The sequence below is a fragment of the Salinivibrio sp. VGrn1 genome (genome assembly GCF_009377995.1).
Classification (GTDB): Bacteria; Pseudomonadota; Gammaproteobacteria; order Enterobacterales; family Vibrionaceae; genus Salinivibrio; species Salinivibrio siamensis.
This window is the reverse complement of the sequence record NZ_SATA01000004.1, coordinates 248,968-264,364: the sequence shown is the minus strand read 5'-3', so window position 1 is coordinate 264,364 and position 15,397 is coordinate 248,968. Positions and strand designations below refer to the sequence as shown.

Annotated in this window: 9 protein-coding genes; 8 read left to right on the top strand and 1 reads right to left on the bottom strand. The window is 51.1% G+C overall.

Annotated features, from left to right (window positions below):
• Positions 1–9 precede the first annotated feature (9 nt).
• The 7 genes from EHW56_RS08650 (at position 10) to lpdA (ending at position 10,139) form a co-directional block, all read left to right on the top strand.
• Positions 10–1,005, top strand: a complete 996-nt coding sequence (locus tag EHW56_RS08650) for an ABC transporter substrate-binding protein (protein ID WP_077606092.1) — start codon at positions 10–12, stop codon at positions 1,003–1,005.
• Positions 1,002–2,306, top strand: a complete 1,305-nt coding sequence (locus EHW56_RS08645) for a diguanylate cyclase domain-containing protein (protein ID WP_077606093.1) — start codon at positions 1,002–1,004, stop codon at positions 2,304–2,306. Before EHW56_RS08650 ends, EHW56_RS08645 begins: the two co-directional genes overlap by 4 nt.
• A gap of 24 nt (positions 2,307–2,330) precedes the next feature.
• Positions 2,331–2,879, top strand: coding sequence for a 1,6-anhydro-N-acetylmuramyl-L-alanine amidase AmpD (ampD, locus tag EHW56_RS08640; protein WP_077606094.1), 549 nt, complete (start codon positions 2,331–2,333; stop codon positions 2,877–2,879).
• Between the two features lie 236 nt (positions 2,880–3,115).
• Positions 3,116–3,889 (top strand): pyruvate dehydrogenase complex transcriptional repressor PdhR, encoded by a 774-nt coding sequence (gene pdhR / locus EHW56_RS08635; RefSeq protein ID WP_046073985.1) that lies wholly within the window; start codon positions 3,116–3,118, stop codon positions 3,887–3,889.
• 89 nt (positions 3,890–3,978) lie between these two features.
• A complete protein-coding gene (gene aceE / locus EHW56_RS08630; RefSeq protein ID WP_152799528.1) occupies positions 3,979–6,645 on the top strand; it encodes a pyruvate dehydrogenase (acetyl-transferring), homodimeric type in 2,667 nt (888 codons plus the stop codon).
• Between the two features lie 12 nt (positions 6,646–6,657).
• On the top strand, positions 6,658–8,529 hold the full coding sequence (aceF, locus tag EHW56_RS08625; protein WP_152799526.1) for a pyruvate dehydrogenase complex dihydrolipoyllysine-residue acetyltransferase: 1,872 nt from the start codon (positions 6,658–6,660) through the stop codon (positions 8,527–8,529).
• A 185-nt stretch (positions 8,530–8,714) separates the two neighbouring features.
• Complete coding sequence (gene lpdA / locus EHW56_RS08620; protein ID WP_046073988.1) at positions 8,715–10,139, top strand: dihydrolipoyl dehydrogenase; 1,425 nt, start codon at positions 8,715–8,717, stop codon at positions 10,137–10,139.
• Between the two features lie 136 nt (positions 10,140–10,275).
• On the opposite strand, the gene EHW56_RS08615 is transcribed toward lpdA, so the two are convergent.
• Entirely contained in the window at positions 10,276–12,189 is a 1,914-nt protein-coding gene (locus tag EHW56_RS08615) for a methyl-accepting chemotaxis protein (RefSeq protein WP_046073991.1), read from the bottom strand.
• A gap of 553 nt (positions 12,190–12,742) precedes the next feature.
• On the opposite strand from EHW56_RS08615, the gene acnB reads away from it, so the two are divergent.
• Positions 12,743–15,340 (top strand): bifunctional aconitate hydratase 2/2-methylisocitrate dehydratase, encoded by a 2,598-nt coding sequence (gene acnB / locus EHW56_RS08610; protein WP_046073992.1) that lies wholly within the window; start codon positions 12,743–12,745, stop codon positions 15,338–15,340.
• Positions 15,341–15,397: the final 57 nt, after the last annotated feature.

The window sequence follows — 15,397 nt, the reverse complement described above, 5'->3', positions numbered from 1 at the left end:
GGTGATGCCATGAAGCGAGGGTTAGCGCTGGTGGCCATGATAGCGATCGCGTTCATTGGGTTTCGTGCTTGGCAGCAACTCAGACCTCCGGTGTCCGAGCCATTATCGTCACTGACCATCGCCGTCTCGCTTACCCCCTTATCGGCACCGATTATTGTGGCTAAGGAGCAAGGTTTGTTTAAAAAGCAGGGCATCGACATGACGCTAAAGCCGGTTCATGGGGGCGTAAAAAGCTTTCAATCCTTGATGTCAGGGGAAGTGGACTTAGCCACTACCTCAGAGACGGTGGTGATGTTTAACAGTTTTGAGCGCGATGACTTTAATGTGCTAACCAGCTTTGTCGAGTCAGATAACGACGTAAAACTCTGGTCTATTCGCCGTGAGATTAGTGGCTCGCTGGTGGACGCGCTCGACAAGGCACGCGTGGGCATTGTTGCGTCGAGTGCCAGTGAATATTTCTTTGATTCCTTGCTGCAATTGCACGACATTCCTAGAGATCAGGTGGAAAAAGTTGATTATCCCCCCGAAGCACTGCCCAACGCGCTCCTCGACGAGAAAGTGGATGCGATAGCCATATGGGAGCCCTATGGCTATCAGCTACTCAAGCAGTCTAACCAGCCGGTACAGTCGCTTGACAGTAAAGGCTTGCACAGCCTCTCTTTTCTGTTAGTCAGTGATCGCTTGCTCGTCAATAAGCAACACCAGGACATGCAACGGGTTGTCAGTGCCTTAGACGACGCGGTGAGCTTTATTCATCAGCACCCAGAGCGAGCGAAGGCACAGGTCTCCGCGTATCTTGACATGTCAGACGATAAACTCAGCTGGCTATGGCAAGATTACTTATTTCGCCTTTCATTGAATGACTCATTGTTACTGCGGTTAAAAAACCAAGCGCGATGGGCGCAAGAGGCGGGTTTAGTTGAAGGGAACACGCCGTCATTCCGCCACATACTCAACCCCGGCCCCTTGGTTGAGGCCACGCAAAAAGTGAGTTTATTAGAATGAGGATTGGTCAGCAGCTCAGTATCGTTGTGTATGCTTGTACGGCGCTCACCTTCGTTACGCTGTTAATTACGGTGGAGCTTTTTTATAAGCAAAATCAAATCCAAGCACGGTTAGACAGCATCGTGGCGGTGCATTCGCAGATTGATAGTCTGCGAGGCCGTCTGTGGTTATATCGCCAATACCCCAGCACGCAAACACGCCAAGATGTCCATCAGTCAACCAACGCATTGCGGGCGCAGTTAAGCAGTGATGAAGAGGCGTTACCGCCGCAGTCCGCGCAGTCGATCCGACTCGCGGCAAACAGCATTGATCGCCTATTGGGCATTACCGCCGAGCAATTAGATGATGATCCCTCTGTGGATGACAGGCGTTTGATGTTGTTTTCACGTTTTAATGTGTTACTGCAGGCGATGAGTGAAACCGCTTTTTCGGTGCGTCAGCAAGTCATGCACCAGTCGGGGCAGCAACAGAAAACCCTGTTAGTCGTACATGGTGGTGTACTGGTGGTGTTAGCCTTGTTGGTGACCATGTTTGTGACCAGCTTGCGGCGACGGTTAACACACCGCCTAAAAGCATTGCATTCGACGATTACACAAATAAAGCAAGGTGACTTAACCACTGAATTAACCTTGACTGACAAAGATGAGCTGACTGAGTTGGCTGATCATGTCAATGAGATGAAGCGTGCGCTGAGCCATACCATGGTGGACAAAAAACAGTTGAGCGAAGAAGTCGCACGCCAAACCCAACAGCTTCGTGAACAGCAACACCAACTTAAATTCCTTGCCGAACACGACGAGTTGACGGGCTTATTCAATCGGCGTGCGTTTGAATCGCATGTTGAAGTGGCGTTGATGCGCGCTAATCGCGCCCAAACGAACGCTGCCTTACTGTTTATTGATTTGAATAACTTTAAGCAAGTGAACGACACCTATGGACATGGTGTAGGAGATGAGCTTCTCAAGGTGGTCAGTCAGCGCTTGAAACAATCCGTGCGCCGCTCTGATTTGGTTGGCCGCTTGGGCGGTGATGAGTTCATTGTCTGGCTGGATTTGTTAGCGGACAAATCGGCGTTGAATGAAGTGATCACACGTATCCAAGACGAAATGCACGCGCCAATACAGGTTGCCGAGACCTCATTGTCTTTGGCCATTAGTATCGGCGTGAGTTGCTTCCCAACGGATGGACTCGAGCTACAGCAGATGATGAATCAAGCCGATGCCGCCATGTATTACGCCAAAACCCATCCGACAGCGCGTTGTTGCTTGTATTCCAATCTACCGACTGACCAGATAAAGTAGCGATTTTGCTCAAGCGGATCGGGTATGTCTTTTTCACAGATTGACAATCATTGGTTGGTAGGCGCGCGCGCTTGCCTGTCTCCTCATCATAACCAACGCCCGGAGAGTAACGATATCTCCTTGCTGGTGATCCACAATATCAGCCTGCCGCCCGGTCAGTTTGACGGTCCCTATATTGAACAGTTTTTTCAGGGGCACCTCGATCCGGCTGAACACCCTTACTTTGCCGAGATCGCATCGCTTCGCGTCTCTGCCCACCTACTGATCCGACGAGATGGAAGTGTGATCCAGTTTGTACCATTCAGTGCGCGCGCATGGCATGCTGGCGCTTCGTGTTTTGACGGTCGGCAGCAATGTAACGATTTTTCTATCGGTATTGAGCTAGAGGGCACAGACACACATCCATACACCGATCAGCAGTACCAATCGTTAGCGGCGATCACGCAGACGCTGATGCAGTACTACCCAGCCATTACCCGTGATCGAATCACAGGACACCAACATATTGCCCCAGGACGAAAAACGGATCCTGGCGCGGCGTTTGACTGGAAAAAGTTACACGCGCTGATTTAAATGCCTATTGCGTTGATTGATCTAAATGGTCTGACCAATTTTGAGGGGCGGAGTATTCGTGGCTGTCAGGCTAAAAATACACAGGTTTCCATGATGTCAATCAAAGTTCAGGTGGACAGAATACCCGCTGTCTGGTAACTTTAGGGATCAATAAAGTAATTGGTCTTACCAATTTACAATCAGTCAGTTTCTGCAACTAAGCGCCAAGCTTAGGATGCGGATGGTCAATAAATACAATGGCATATCAGCGAATTCGTCAACCTAAACTCTCAGATGTAATTGAAAAAGAGCTCGAAGGCTTAATTCTGGAAGGGACCTTGTCTCCAGGCCAGAAGTTACCGCCTGAACGAGAGTTAGCGACGCAATTTGATGTGTCTCGCCCGTCAGTGCGCGAAGCGATTCAACGGCTGGAAGTCAAAAAGCTACTGACGCGCAAGCAAGGTGGCGGCACCTTTGTCAGTGAACGCCTTTGGCAACGCTTCTCTGAGCCACTGCTAGAGTTATTGGCGGACCATCCAGAAACCCAGCTTGACTTACTGGAGTCACGACATGCCTTGGAGGGCATTTCTTCTTATTTTGCCGCACTTCGGGGTACAGAAGAGGATTTCTCTCGCATTGAAGACTGTCATGACGCCATTCGCCAAGCGCAGCAAAATGGGGACTTAGAGGCAGAAGCATCGGCTGTGATGCAGTATCTCGTTGCCGTAACGGAAGCGGCGCATAATGTGGTGTTACTTCACATCATGCGCAGTCTCGCGCCGTTACTGGAACAGAATATTTTGCAAAATTTTGAGCTACTTTATCGCCGTCAAGAGACGGTGGAAAACGTCAGCCGACACCGAGCTGAGATAGTGGATGCGATTACCGCTGGCGAGCCAGAAAAAGCCCGACAAGCGTCGCATGCACACTTGGCTTACATTGAGGAAACTCTGTTGGATCTTGGTCGAGAAGAAAGCCGTCGCGAACGGTCTCTACGTCGAATTCAACAACGCAAGGACGAGTTGGAGTAGCCTTATTCGCACCGATAAAAACGCGAAGGGCACTGCAGCTGCGACAACGTTTGTTTTGTACGAGTCAATCAACGAAAGGATAGATCGCCATGTCTGAAGTCATGAAACATGACGTGGACGCACTTGAAACACAAGAGTGGTTGCAAGCTCTTGAGTCAGTCGTTCGTGAAGAAGGTGTAGAACGTGCCCAGTTCCTTCTGGAGCAAGTATTAGGGCAAGCACGTTTAGACGGTGTTGACATGCCAACGGGCGTGACCACCAACTATGTAAATACCATTCCTGCTGATCAAGAACCTGCTTACCCAGGTGATGTGAATCTGGAACGCCGTATCCGTTCTATCATTCGTTGGAACGCAATCATGATCGTGTTGCGTGCGTCCAAGAAAGATTTAGAGCTGGGTGGCCACATGGCATCATTCCAGTCTTCGGCGGCATTTTATGAAACCTGCTTTAACCACTTCTTCCGTGCGCCTAACGAGAAAGACGGTGGCGACCTGGTGTACTATCAAGGCCATATTTCTCCAGGTATCTATGCGCGTGCGTTTGTTGAAGGCCGCTTGAGCGAAGAGCAGCTCGACAACTTCCGTCAGGAAGTCGATGGCAAAGGGGTGTCTTCATATCCGCACCCGAAACTGATGCCTGAGTTCTGGCAGTTCCCAACCGTATCTATGGGTCTGGGTCCCATTGCGTCTATCTATCAAGCGCGTTTCCTCAAATACCTCAACGGTCGTGGCCTGAAAGACACCTCTGAGCAGCGTGTTTATGCGTTCCTTGGTGACGGTGAGATGGATGAGCCAGAATCACGCGGTGCGCTGTCATTTGCGGCGCGTGAAAAACTGGATAACCTCTGCTTCTTGATTAACTGTAACCTGCAGCGCCTTGATGGCCCTGTGATGGGTAACGGTAAAATCGTTCAAGAGCTGGAAGGCCTCTTTAAAGGCGCTGGCTGGAACGTGATCAAAGTGGTTTGGGGCTCTGGCTGGGACAAACTGCTGGCCAAAGACACCTCAGGTAAATTGCTGCAGTTGATGAATGAAACCATCGACGGTGATTACCAGACGTTCAAATCGAAAGATGGCGCTTACGTCCGCGAACACTTCTTCGGCAAGTACCCAGAAACGGCAGCCTTGGTTGCAGACATGACTGACGAAGAGATCTTTGCACTTAAGCGTGGTGGCCACGAGCCATCTAAATTGTTTGCTGCCTTCAAAGCAGCACAAGAGTGCAATGACCGTCCAACCGTGATCTTGGCGAAAACCGTAAAAGGTTATGGCATGGGTGAAGCGGCTGAAGGGAAAAACATCGCGCACCAAGTCAAGAAAATGGACATGACCCATGTTCACGCGATGCGTGATCGTCTTGGCCTACAAGACTTGTTGTCTGACGACGATGTACAAAACCTGAAGTACCTAAAGTTGGAAGAAGGCTCTGCCGAGTACGAATACCTGCACGCACGTCGTAAGGCACTTCACGGTTATACTCCACAGCGTCTGCCGAAATTTACGCAAGAACTGACACTGCCAGAACTGGACGATTTCTCAGCCCTGCTGTCTGAGCAGAAGCGTGATATCTCCACCACCATGGCCTTTGTACGCTCTTTGAATGTATTGCTGAAAGACAAAAGCATTGGCAAAAACATTGTGCCAATCATTGCCGACGAAGCGCGTACCTTTGGTATGGAAGGCCTGTTCCGTCAAGTAGGTATCTACAACCCACACGGTCAGACTTACACTCCAGAAGACCGCGGTGTGGTGTCTTACTACAAAGAAGACCAAGGCGGTCAGGTACTGCAAGAAGGGATCAACGAGCTCGGTGCGATGTCATCGTGGGTAGCCGCGGCGACCTCTTACAGCACTAATGATCTGCCCATGATCCCATTCTACATCTACTACTCAATGTTCGGCTTCCAACGTGTTGGCGACATGGCGTGGATGGCGGGTGACCAACAAGCACGTGGTTTCCTATTGGGTGCCACTGCCGGTCGTACAACGCTTAACGGTGAAGGTCTACAGCACGAAGACGGTCACAGCCATATCCTGGCGAGCACGGTACCTAACTGTGTTTCTTACGACCCAACCTTCGCGTACGAAGTGGCGGTGATCATGCAAGACGGTATCCGTCGCATGTACGGCCCTGACCAAGAAAACATCTACTACTACCTGACGCTGATGAACGAAAACTATCATCAGCCAGCCATGCCTGAGGGCGCGGAAGAAGGTATCCGCAAAGGTATCTACAAGCTAGAAACCTACACAGGCGACAAAGCGAAAGTCCAGCTAATGGGCTCTGGCACCATCATGACCGAAGTGCGTAAAGCCGCGAAGCTGCTTAGCGATGAGTACGGCGTGGCGTCTGACGTTTACAGCGTGACCTCGTTCAACGAGCTTGCACGTGACGGCCAAGATGCAGATCGCTTCAACATGTTGAACCCAGCTGCAGAGGCACAAGTTCCTTACATTCAAACTGTCATGGGATCTGAGCCTGCAATTGCTGCGACTGACTACATGAAAAACTACGCTGACCAAGTTCGTGCGTTTATCCCAGCTGAATCTTACAAAGTACTGGGCACTGACGGCTTTGGTCGTTCTGACAGCCGCGAAAACCTCCGTCGTCACTTCGAAGTGAACGCAGGCTATGTGGTTGTGGCGGCACTTAATGAGCTGGCTAAGCGTGGCGATGTTGACAAAAAAGTGGTCGCAGAAGCGATCAAAAAATTCGACATCGATACCAACAAAGTAAACCCGCTGTTCGCGTAAGAGGCTGAAATAATGTCAATCGAGATTAATGTACCTGACATCGGTGCGGATGAAGTAGAAGTGACTGAGATCCTTGTCAGCGTGGGTGACAAGGTTGAAGAAGAGCAGTCGTTAATCACCGTTGAAGGTGATAAAGCATCCATGGAAGTCCCTGCGTCACAAGCGGGTGTGGTCAAGGAAATTAAAATTGCCGAAGGTGATAAAGTTACCACCGGCTCTTTGATGATGATCTTTGAAGCAGAAGGCGCCGCGCCAAGTGCGCCCGCGCAAGAGGCGGCCCCCGCCGCCCCTGCTGCAGCACCAGCGGCTGCGTCAGAAATCAAAGAAGTGCACGTGCCTGATATCGGCGGCGATGAAGTCGAAGTCACCGAGATCATGGTGGCGGTAGGCGATAGCGTCGAAGAAGAGCAATCACTGATCACCGTTGAAGGCGATAAAGCCTCAATGGAAGTGCCGGCACCGTTTGCAGGGACTGTCAAAGAGATCAAGATTGCTTCGGGTGACAAAGTGTCAACCGGCTCTCTTATCATGATGTTTGAAGTCGGCAGCAGTGCCCCTGCTGAGGTGCCAGCACAGGCTGCACCTGCCGCCGCTGCGTCAGAAGCAAAAGATGTAAACGTTCCTGACATTGGCGGTGATGAAGTTGAAGTGACTGACATCATGGTCGCTGTAGGCGATACGGTTGAAGAAGAACAGTCTCTGATCACCGTTGAAGGCGACAAAGCGTCGATGGAAGTGCCGGCACCGTTTGCGGGTACGGTTAAAGAAATCAAAATCGCCGCGGGCGATAAAGTGTCTACCGGCTCGCACATCATGGTGTTCGAAGTCGCCGGTAGCGCACCAGCAGCACCTGCCGCGGCACCTGCTGCAGAGGAAAAATCTGCGCCAGCGCCAAAAGCGGAAGCACCTGCAGCGGCTAAAGCTGATGCCGGTAAAGACGAGTTTGTCGAAAACAAAGAGTACGCCCATGCGTCACCTGTTGTGCGTCGTCTTGCGCGTGAATTCGGTGTTAACTTGGCAAAAGTCAAAGGCACTGGCCGTAAAGGACGTGTACTGAAAGAAGACGTGCAAGGCTACGTGAAAGAGGCGCTTAAGCGTCTTGAATCTGGCGCAGCATCTGGCTCAGGCGACGGTAGTGCACTGGGTCTGCTACCTTGGCCGAAAGTCGACTTCAGCAAATTCGGTGAAACGGAAGAAAAACCACTGTCTCGCATCAAGAAGATCTCGGGTGCGAACCTGGCACGTAACTGGGTAATGATCCCGCACGTGACCCAGTGGGATAACGCCGATATCACTGAAGTTGAAGCGTTCCGTAAAGAGCAAAACGCGATCGAGAAGAAGAAAGAGTCAGGCATGAAGATCACCCCATTGGTGTTCATCATGAAAGCGGCTGCTAAAGCGCTGGAAGCTTTCCCTTCATTCAACGCGTCACTGTCTGAAGATGGTGAAAGCCTGATCATGAAGAAGTATGTCAACATCGGTATCGCGGTTGACACACCAAACGGTCTGGTCGTGCCTGTCTTTAAAGACGTGAATAAGAAAGGCATCCACGAGCTATCTGAAGAGCTGATGGTGGTATCGAAGAAAGCCCGTGGCGGTAAGCTAACGGCCTCTGACATGCAAGGTGGTTGCTTTACCATCTCTAGCCTAGGGGGGCTCGGCGGTACGGCGTTTACGCCAATCGTTAATGCACCAGAAGTGTCTATCTTGGGCGTGTCTAAGTCAGAAATGAAGCCAGTATGGAACGGTAAGGACTTTGAACCTCGCCTAATGCTGCCGCTATCGCTGTCTTACGACCACCGTGTGATTGACGGTGCCGAGGGCGCGCGCTTTATTAGCTACCTCAACGGCTTACTGTCTGATATTCGCCGTTTGGTACTCTAATCGCAATACCAACAACCCGACTGGCCGGTTAAAGGTCGGTCGGGAATTGTTGTGCAGCTCACAGGCTATGGGTTTTTATTTTTCAGCCCATTAACATGGCTGTAAACTGTGGCTCCCAGATACCCACAACAATAAAAAATTACCGCTCTTAGCCTGTCAGGGAATAAGACTATAACGAGGTCAGAATGAGTAAAGAAATCAAAGCGCAAGTCGTCGTCCTTGGCGCTGGTCCTGCTGGATACTCCGCCGCTTTCCGCTGTGCCGACCTAGGTTTGGAAACCGTATTGGTTGAACGTTACAACAACCTTGGCGGTGTGTGTCTAAACGTCGGCTGTATTCCATCTAAAGCCCTACTTCACGTTGCCAAAGTGATTGAAGAAGCCAAAGCCATGGCCGAGCACGGCGTGGTATTCGGCGAACCACAAACCGATATCGACAAGATCCGTTCTTGGAAAGATAAGGTTATTGGTCAACTGACGGGCGGCTTAGGCGGTATGGCCAAGCAGCGTAAAGTGACAGTCGTTAATGGCACAGGCCGTTTCACTGGTGCCAACACCCTGTTAGTCGAAGGGGAAGAAAGCACTACCATCAACTTTGATAATGCCATCATCGCGGCTGGCTCTCGTCCAATCGAGCTGCCATTTATCCCGCATGATGACCCACGCATTTGGGACTCCACCGACGCGCTTGAGCTCAAAGAAGTGCCTGAAAAAATGCTGTTAATGGGTGGCGGTATCATTGGTCTAGAGATGGGAACCGTTTACCACGCACTCGGCTCACAGGTTGATGTGGTCGAAATGTGCGATCAGGTGATCCCTGCGGCAGATAAAGATGTGATCAAAGTCTTTACCAAGCGCATCAGCAAGAAGATGAACCTCATGCTGGAAACCAAGGTGACCGCGGTAGAAGCCAAAGAAGACGGCATCTACGTCACCATGGAAGGCAAGAAAGCCCCAGCAGAGCCTGTACGCTATGACGCTGTCTTGGTTGCTATCGGCCGTAGCCCGAATGGCAAACTGCTTGATGCGGGCCAAGCGGGTGTTGAAGTCGACGATCGTGGCTTTATCAATGTTGATAAGCAAATGCGCACCAACGTGCCGCACATCTATGCGATTGGTGACATCGTGGGTCAGCCTATGCTGGCGCACAAAGGTGTACACGAAGGCCATGTGGCGGCAGAGGTTATCTCAGGTAAGAAGCATTACTTCGATCCAAAAGTGATCCCATCGATTGCGTACACTGAGCCAGAAGTGGCTTGGGTCGGAAAAACTGAGAAAGAGTGTAAAGAAGAAGGCATTAACTACGAAGTGGCGACCTTCCCATGGGCGGCTTCAGGTCGTGCGATTGCGTCTGACTGTTCAGACGGTATGACCAAAATGATCTTCGACAAAGACACCCACCGTGTGATTGGTGGTGCCGTCGTGGGTACCAACGGCGGTGAGCTGCTGGGTGAAATCGGTCTTGCCATCGAAATGGGTTGTGATGCCGAAGATGTCGCCTTGACAGTACACGCTCACCCCACCTTGCACGAATCGGTTGGTTTGGCTGCAGAAGTGTTTGAAGGCTCAATCACTGATATGCCTAACCCGAAAGCGAAGAAAAAGAAATAAACCACACGTTTATGTTTTTCTGACTCAGCCCCGCCATGCGGGGCTTTTTTGTACCTGTGATGTACTTCTGGGTCGTGAACAATAAAAAAGCGGGCCAAGGCCCGCTTAGTGCGTCAGTCGGTAGCATCGCAATGGTTTAAAGCTTAAAGCTCCCAACCAAGGTATCAAGACGTTTGGAAAGATCGCGCAGTGACTCACTGGCTTCTGCCATGGTGTTGGCGGTATCAGCGGTTTGCTGCGAGCTGTGGTTAATCTCTTCGATATTTTGGTTAATATCGTTGACCACGGTGGACTGCTCTTCAGTCGCGGTGGCCACCTGGGTGTTCATGTCCGAGATTTGTACAATCTGCTCGTTGATTGCATTGAGCGATTGTGAGGCCTCATCGGAGGCATTGACCCCTTCAGCGGTCATGGTGCGACTTTGCTCCATAGCATCCACGGCGTTGCGCGCTTCTTGCTGCAGGCGGTCAATCATGGTCTGGATTTCATCGGTGGAATCAGAGGTGCGACTGGCCAAGCTGCGTACCTCATCGGCGACAACCGCAAAGCCACGTCCTTGCTCGCCGGCTCGCGCCGCTTCAATTGCCGCATTCAACGCCAGTAAGTTGGTTTGCTCGGAGATCCCGCGAATCACATCCAAAATGCCGCCGATCGAATCGGTGTTTTCAGCCAAGGCGCTGATCACTTTCGACATATTCTCCATGTCATCAGCAAGGCGAGCGATTGTATCCCGTGCCTGGGTCACCACGCCTTGGCCACTTGCCGCATCATCAGAGGCTTGGTTGGCGGCACTGGCAGCACTGGCGGCATTGCCTGCAATCTCATTAACGGTCGCCCCCATTTCATTGATGGCGGTAACCACTTGCACGGTGCGATCCCGCTGATACTCGCTTTGCGATTGGGTAGCACTGGCTTGTGAAGAGACTTGCTCGGCCGCACTACGTAATTCGCCACCGGTACGGGCAACGTCTGAGACTAGACGATGGATTTTCTCCACAAAACTGTTGAAACCAGAGGCGAGTTGGCCAATTTCATCTTGGCTATTGATATCCACGCGTTGGCGCAAGTCCCCTTCACCTTCACCGATTTCACGGAACACATTGGCGACATATTGGATGGGTTTGGTAATGGTCGCAGCTAACCAGACGGCAACGACGATAAAAATGAGACCGACGACGACCGATACCATCAGGATCTGATTGCGCGTTTCATTGAGAGGCGCGTAAACCTCTTCGGCAGGGACATCGGCGATAACAAACCAATCCATGGAGGGCACATAACTGGATGCCAGCAGGACCTCTTCACCATTAATACGGGTGTCGAGCAGGTTAAAATCGCCTTTTTGCAGCAAGCTGCGCGCTTGGCCACCATAAATATCACTCAGGGTTTGCTCACCCATCAGATTGGTGTCGCGGTGTAATTGGACCAAGCCCTCAGCGTTGACTAAGAACACAAACCCTGACTGCTCAATTTTAAATTGATTCAAAAAGCGGGTCATGTCCTCCAACGAGCGTGAGAAACCGGCTAACCCTTTGCCGTTGAGCTGTTGGAAGTTAACAAATAGCTTGAGTTCGCCGTTTTCTTCTTGGAAAACCTGGGCCATGGTGGCATTGCCACTGTCGAGGAAGTTGTAAAACCAACTGTCTTTTTCACGCGTTAACACACGTAAAAATCCGTTCTGATTCCAATACTGCCCGGTGTTGCGGTTGGCAATGGAGGCATCATTCAAATCGTATTGCTCACGTAATACGTTGAGCTGTTTGATCACGCGGGTTTCTTCTGCGGGTGTAATATCTTGGTTGATGATATCTAGCATCACCGGGTTAGAGGCAAGCTGGCGTGCGGCCGATTGTAGCTGGTTGACCTCACTGTCAATGGTATCTCTAAACTGGGTGAGGGTGGTGGGAAGCTCGTTTTCTAACAGGCGCTTTTCCATGATGTCGCGTGCTTGGCTTAAGCTCATATAACTGATGATGGCGGTGGAGGCGATCACCGCTGAGACAAATGCCAACACGAGTTTTTGTTTGATCGTGAGTTGCTTTAGCTTCATGCCCTTCTCTCTATTTGGTCTATTAACAGACGATAGGTTAGCGTGACAAAAATGTGATGATGTTTATGGCACTAACATCTAAGTTAGCAGATATGTGTGAATGATTGGTTATGTATCGACCATGAAACAATAAAATTGAAGCCTTTGCTCAGGGTTATTGATAAAAATGACACTTTACTCGCGCTTTCAACATAAAGCGGTAAAAGTGCGTCGTCGTTTGAAGGAGATAGGGCGCAAAGCAATGGTAGTCGGATCACTGCGCGATGGCGAAAAGCGGTGTAGAATCAGTTACAACCGCGACAGGCTCTGGGTAACTTATACCTAGAGGTGTGGATTAGCGTACCGCGTTACTACGACCTAAGTATTATGTTTCACAAAACGAGTAGATTTTAATTTTAGGTTAAAAATGCTATCCTCACGCAGCGGTTACGTGCTCGAACCCTCGTCTTGCTGGAAAATTTTAATAAACTTCGCCGGATAAGCGTGATACGAGTACTAACACTTTCCAAGGATGTTGGATCATACGGTCTGACCGAGAAAAGAGGAAATAGTCGTGCTTGAAGCCTACCGTAAACACGTCGAAGAACGTGCCGCTCAGGGTATTGTGCCTAAACCGCTTAACGCTGAGCAAACCGCCAGTTTGATAGAACTGCTGAAAAACCCGCCCGCTGGCGAAGAAGAAACTCTCGTTTATTTACTGGAAAACCGAATCCCACCCGGTGTGGATGAAGCCGCTTACGTGAAAGCAGGCTTTCTGGCCGCACTGGCAAAAGGTGAAGCGCAGTCTCCGTTGATTAGCCCCGAGCGTGCCACTGAATTACTTGGCACCATGCAAGGTGGCTACAACATCGAGCCGCTGATCACCTTACTTGATGATGACAAGCTCGCGCCGATTGCGGCGAAAGTGCTGTCTCATACCTTATTGATGTTCGATGCGTTTTACGACGTTGAAGACAAAATGAAAGCAGGCAATGCCTACGCCAAGCAGGTGATGGAGTCGTGGGCGAACGCTGAGTGGTACCTGGAAAAACCACAAATTCCTGAAAAAGTGACACTGACGGTGTTCAAAGTCTCGGGTGAAACCAACACCGATGACTTGTCACCCGCGCCAGATGCTTGGTCTCGTCCTGATATTCCCCTGCACGCGCTGGCCATGCTGAAAAACGAGCGTGAAGGTATTCACCCGGACAAACCGGGAGAGATTGGCCCGATCGAGCAAATGAAAAAGCTGGAAGAAAAAGGTCATCCACTGGTTTATGTCGGTGATGTGGTCGGTACTGGCTCGTCTCGTAAGTCGGCAACCAACTCGGTGTTGTGGTTTATGGGGCACGATATTCCTAACGTCCCTAACAAGCGCTCAGGTGGTTTTTGTTTAGGTGGCAAAATCGCGCCTATTTTCTTTAATACCATGGAAGATGCGGGCGCGCTGCCGATTGAACTTGATGTGAGCAAGCTCAACATGGGCGATGTGATTGACCTGTATCCGGCCGACGGCAAAGTGTGCAAGCACGGCACCGATGATGTCCTATCTACCTTCCAACTAAAAACAGACATCTTGTACGATGAAGTGCGTGCTGGCGGACGTATTCCATTGATCATTGGCCGAGGCCTGACTGACAAAGCCCGCGAATGCTTAGGGCTTGAGCCGTCTGAGGTGTTCCGTCGCCCACGTCCGGTGGCTGATTCCACCAAAGGCTTTACCTTGGCACAAAAAATGGTGGGTAAAGCGTGTGGCGTTGAGGGCGTGCGCCCGAACACCTATTGTGAGCCAAAAATGACCACCGTGGGCTCACAAGATACCACCGGGCCCATGACGCGCGACGAGCTGAAAGATTTGGCCTGCCTTGGCTTTACCGCTGATTTGACCATGCAGTCGTTCTGCCATACCTCTGCTTATCCAAAACCGGTTGATGTGGAAACACACCATACGTTGCCCGACTTTATTATGAACCGTGGTGGCGTGGCGCTGCGTCCCGGTGACGGTGTGATCCACTCATGGCTCAACCGAATGCTGTTGCCCGATACCGTGGGGACGGGTGGGGATTCACACACCCGTTTCCCGCTGGGCATTTCGTTCCCTGCTGGCTCAGGTCTCGTGGCCTTTGCGGCCGCGACCGGCGTGATGCCACTGGATATGCCAGAATCTGTCCTAGTGCGCTTTAAAGGTGAGATGCAACCTGGGGTAACGCTACGCGACCTGGTTCATGCTATCCCTTACTTTGGCATTCAAAAAGGGCTGCTGACGGTGGAGAAATCGGGCAAGATTAACGAGTTCTCTGGCCGTATTTTGGAAATCGAAGGGGTTGAGCACCTGACGGTAGAGCAAGCGTTTGAGCTGTCAGATGCGTCAGCGGAGCGCTCTGCGGCTGGCTGTACGGTCAAGCTGTCGCAAGATTCAGTGGCTGAATACCTCGAGTCGAACATTGTGATGCTTAAGTGGATGATCTCTGAGGGCTATGGCGATCGCCGTACCATCGAGCGCCGCATTCAAGCTATGCAGCAATGGTTGGAAAACCCAAGTTTGATGGAAGCAGATAAAGATGCCGAATATGCGCATGTGCTCGAGATCGACTTGGCTGACATCAAAGAGCCGATTTTGTGCGCGCCGAATGACCCAGATGATGCACGTAGCTTGTCAGATGTGGCAGGTGACAGTGTTGATGAAGTCTTTATCGGCAGCTGTATGACGAACATTGGTCACTTCCGCGCGGCGGGTAAACTGCTGGACAAGTTCGGAGGGAGTTTATCTACCCGTATGTGGGTGGCACCACCGACGAAGATGGACCGAGATCAGCTCACCGCCGAAGGTTACTACGGTATTTATGGCCGAGCAGGGGTGCGCATCGAAACGCCAGGGTGCTCGTTGTGTATGGGTAACCAAGCGCGTGTGGCAGAAAAATCGACTGTGCTGTCGACCTCGACGCGAAACTTCCCTAATCGACTGGGTACAGGCGCGAATGTCTATCTCGCGTCAGCGGAGTTGTCTGCTGTCGGCGCGATCCTTGGCCGTATTCCGACTAAAGAGGAGTACCTTGAGTACGCGGAGCAAATCAATGCGACCGCCAGCGATACCTATCGCTACCTCAACTTCCATCAAATGGATGCCTACACCAAAAAAGCGGATGATGTGATTATTAAAGCAGCGGTATAACGGCTGCTGACTCATTTCGTTCTGAAAGCGCCCCAGACGTGGGGCGCTTTTTTTATG

What these genes read in the sequence shown, in the direction of transcription:
- lpdA (WP_046073988.1), top strand. Translation starts at nt 8,715, where the DNA reads ATGAGTAAAGAAATCAAAGCGCAAGTCGTCGTCCTTGGCGCTGGTCCT.
- pdhR (WP_046073985.1), top strand. Translation starts at nt 3,116, where the DNA reads ATGGCATATCAGCGAATTCGTCAACCTAAACTCTCAGATGTAATTGAA.
- aceF (WP_152799526.1), top strand. Translation starts at nt 6,658, where the DNA reads ATGTCAATCGAGATTAATGTACCTGACATCGGTGCGGATGAAGTAGAA.
- EHW56_RS08645 (WP_077606093.1), top strand. Translation starts at nt 1,002, where the DNA reads ATGAGGATTGGTCAGCAGCTCAGTATCGTTGTGTATGCTTGTACGGCG.
- EHW56_RS08615 (WP_046073991.1), bottom strand. Translation starts at nt 12,189, where the DNA reads ATGAAGCTAAAGCAACTCACGATCAAACAAAAACTCGTGTTGGCATTT.
- EHW56_RS08650 (WP_077606092.1), top strand. Translation starts at nt 10, where the DNA reads ATGAAGCGAGGGTTAGCGCTGGTGGCCATGATAGCGATCGCGTTCATT.
- ampD (WP_077606094.1), top strand. Translation starts at nt 2,331, where the DNA reads ATGTCTTTTTCACAGATTGACAATCATTGGTTGGTAGGCGCGCGCGCT.
- aceE (WP_152799528.1), top strand. Translation starts at nt 3,979, where the DNA reads ATGTCTGAAGTCATGAAACATGACGTGGACGCACTTGAAACACAAGAG.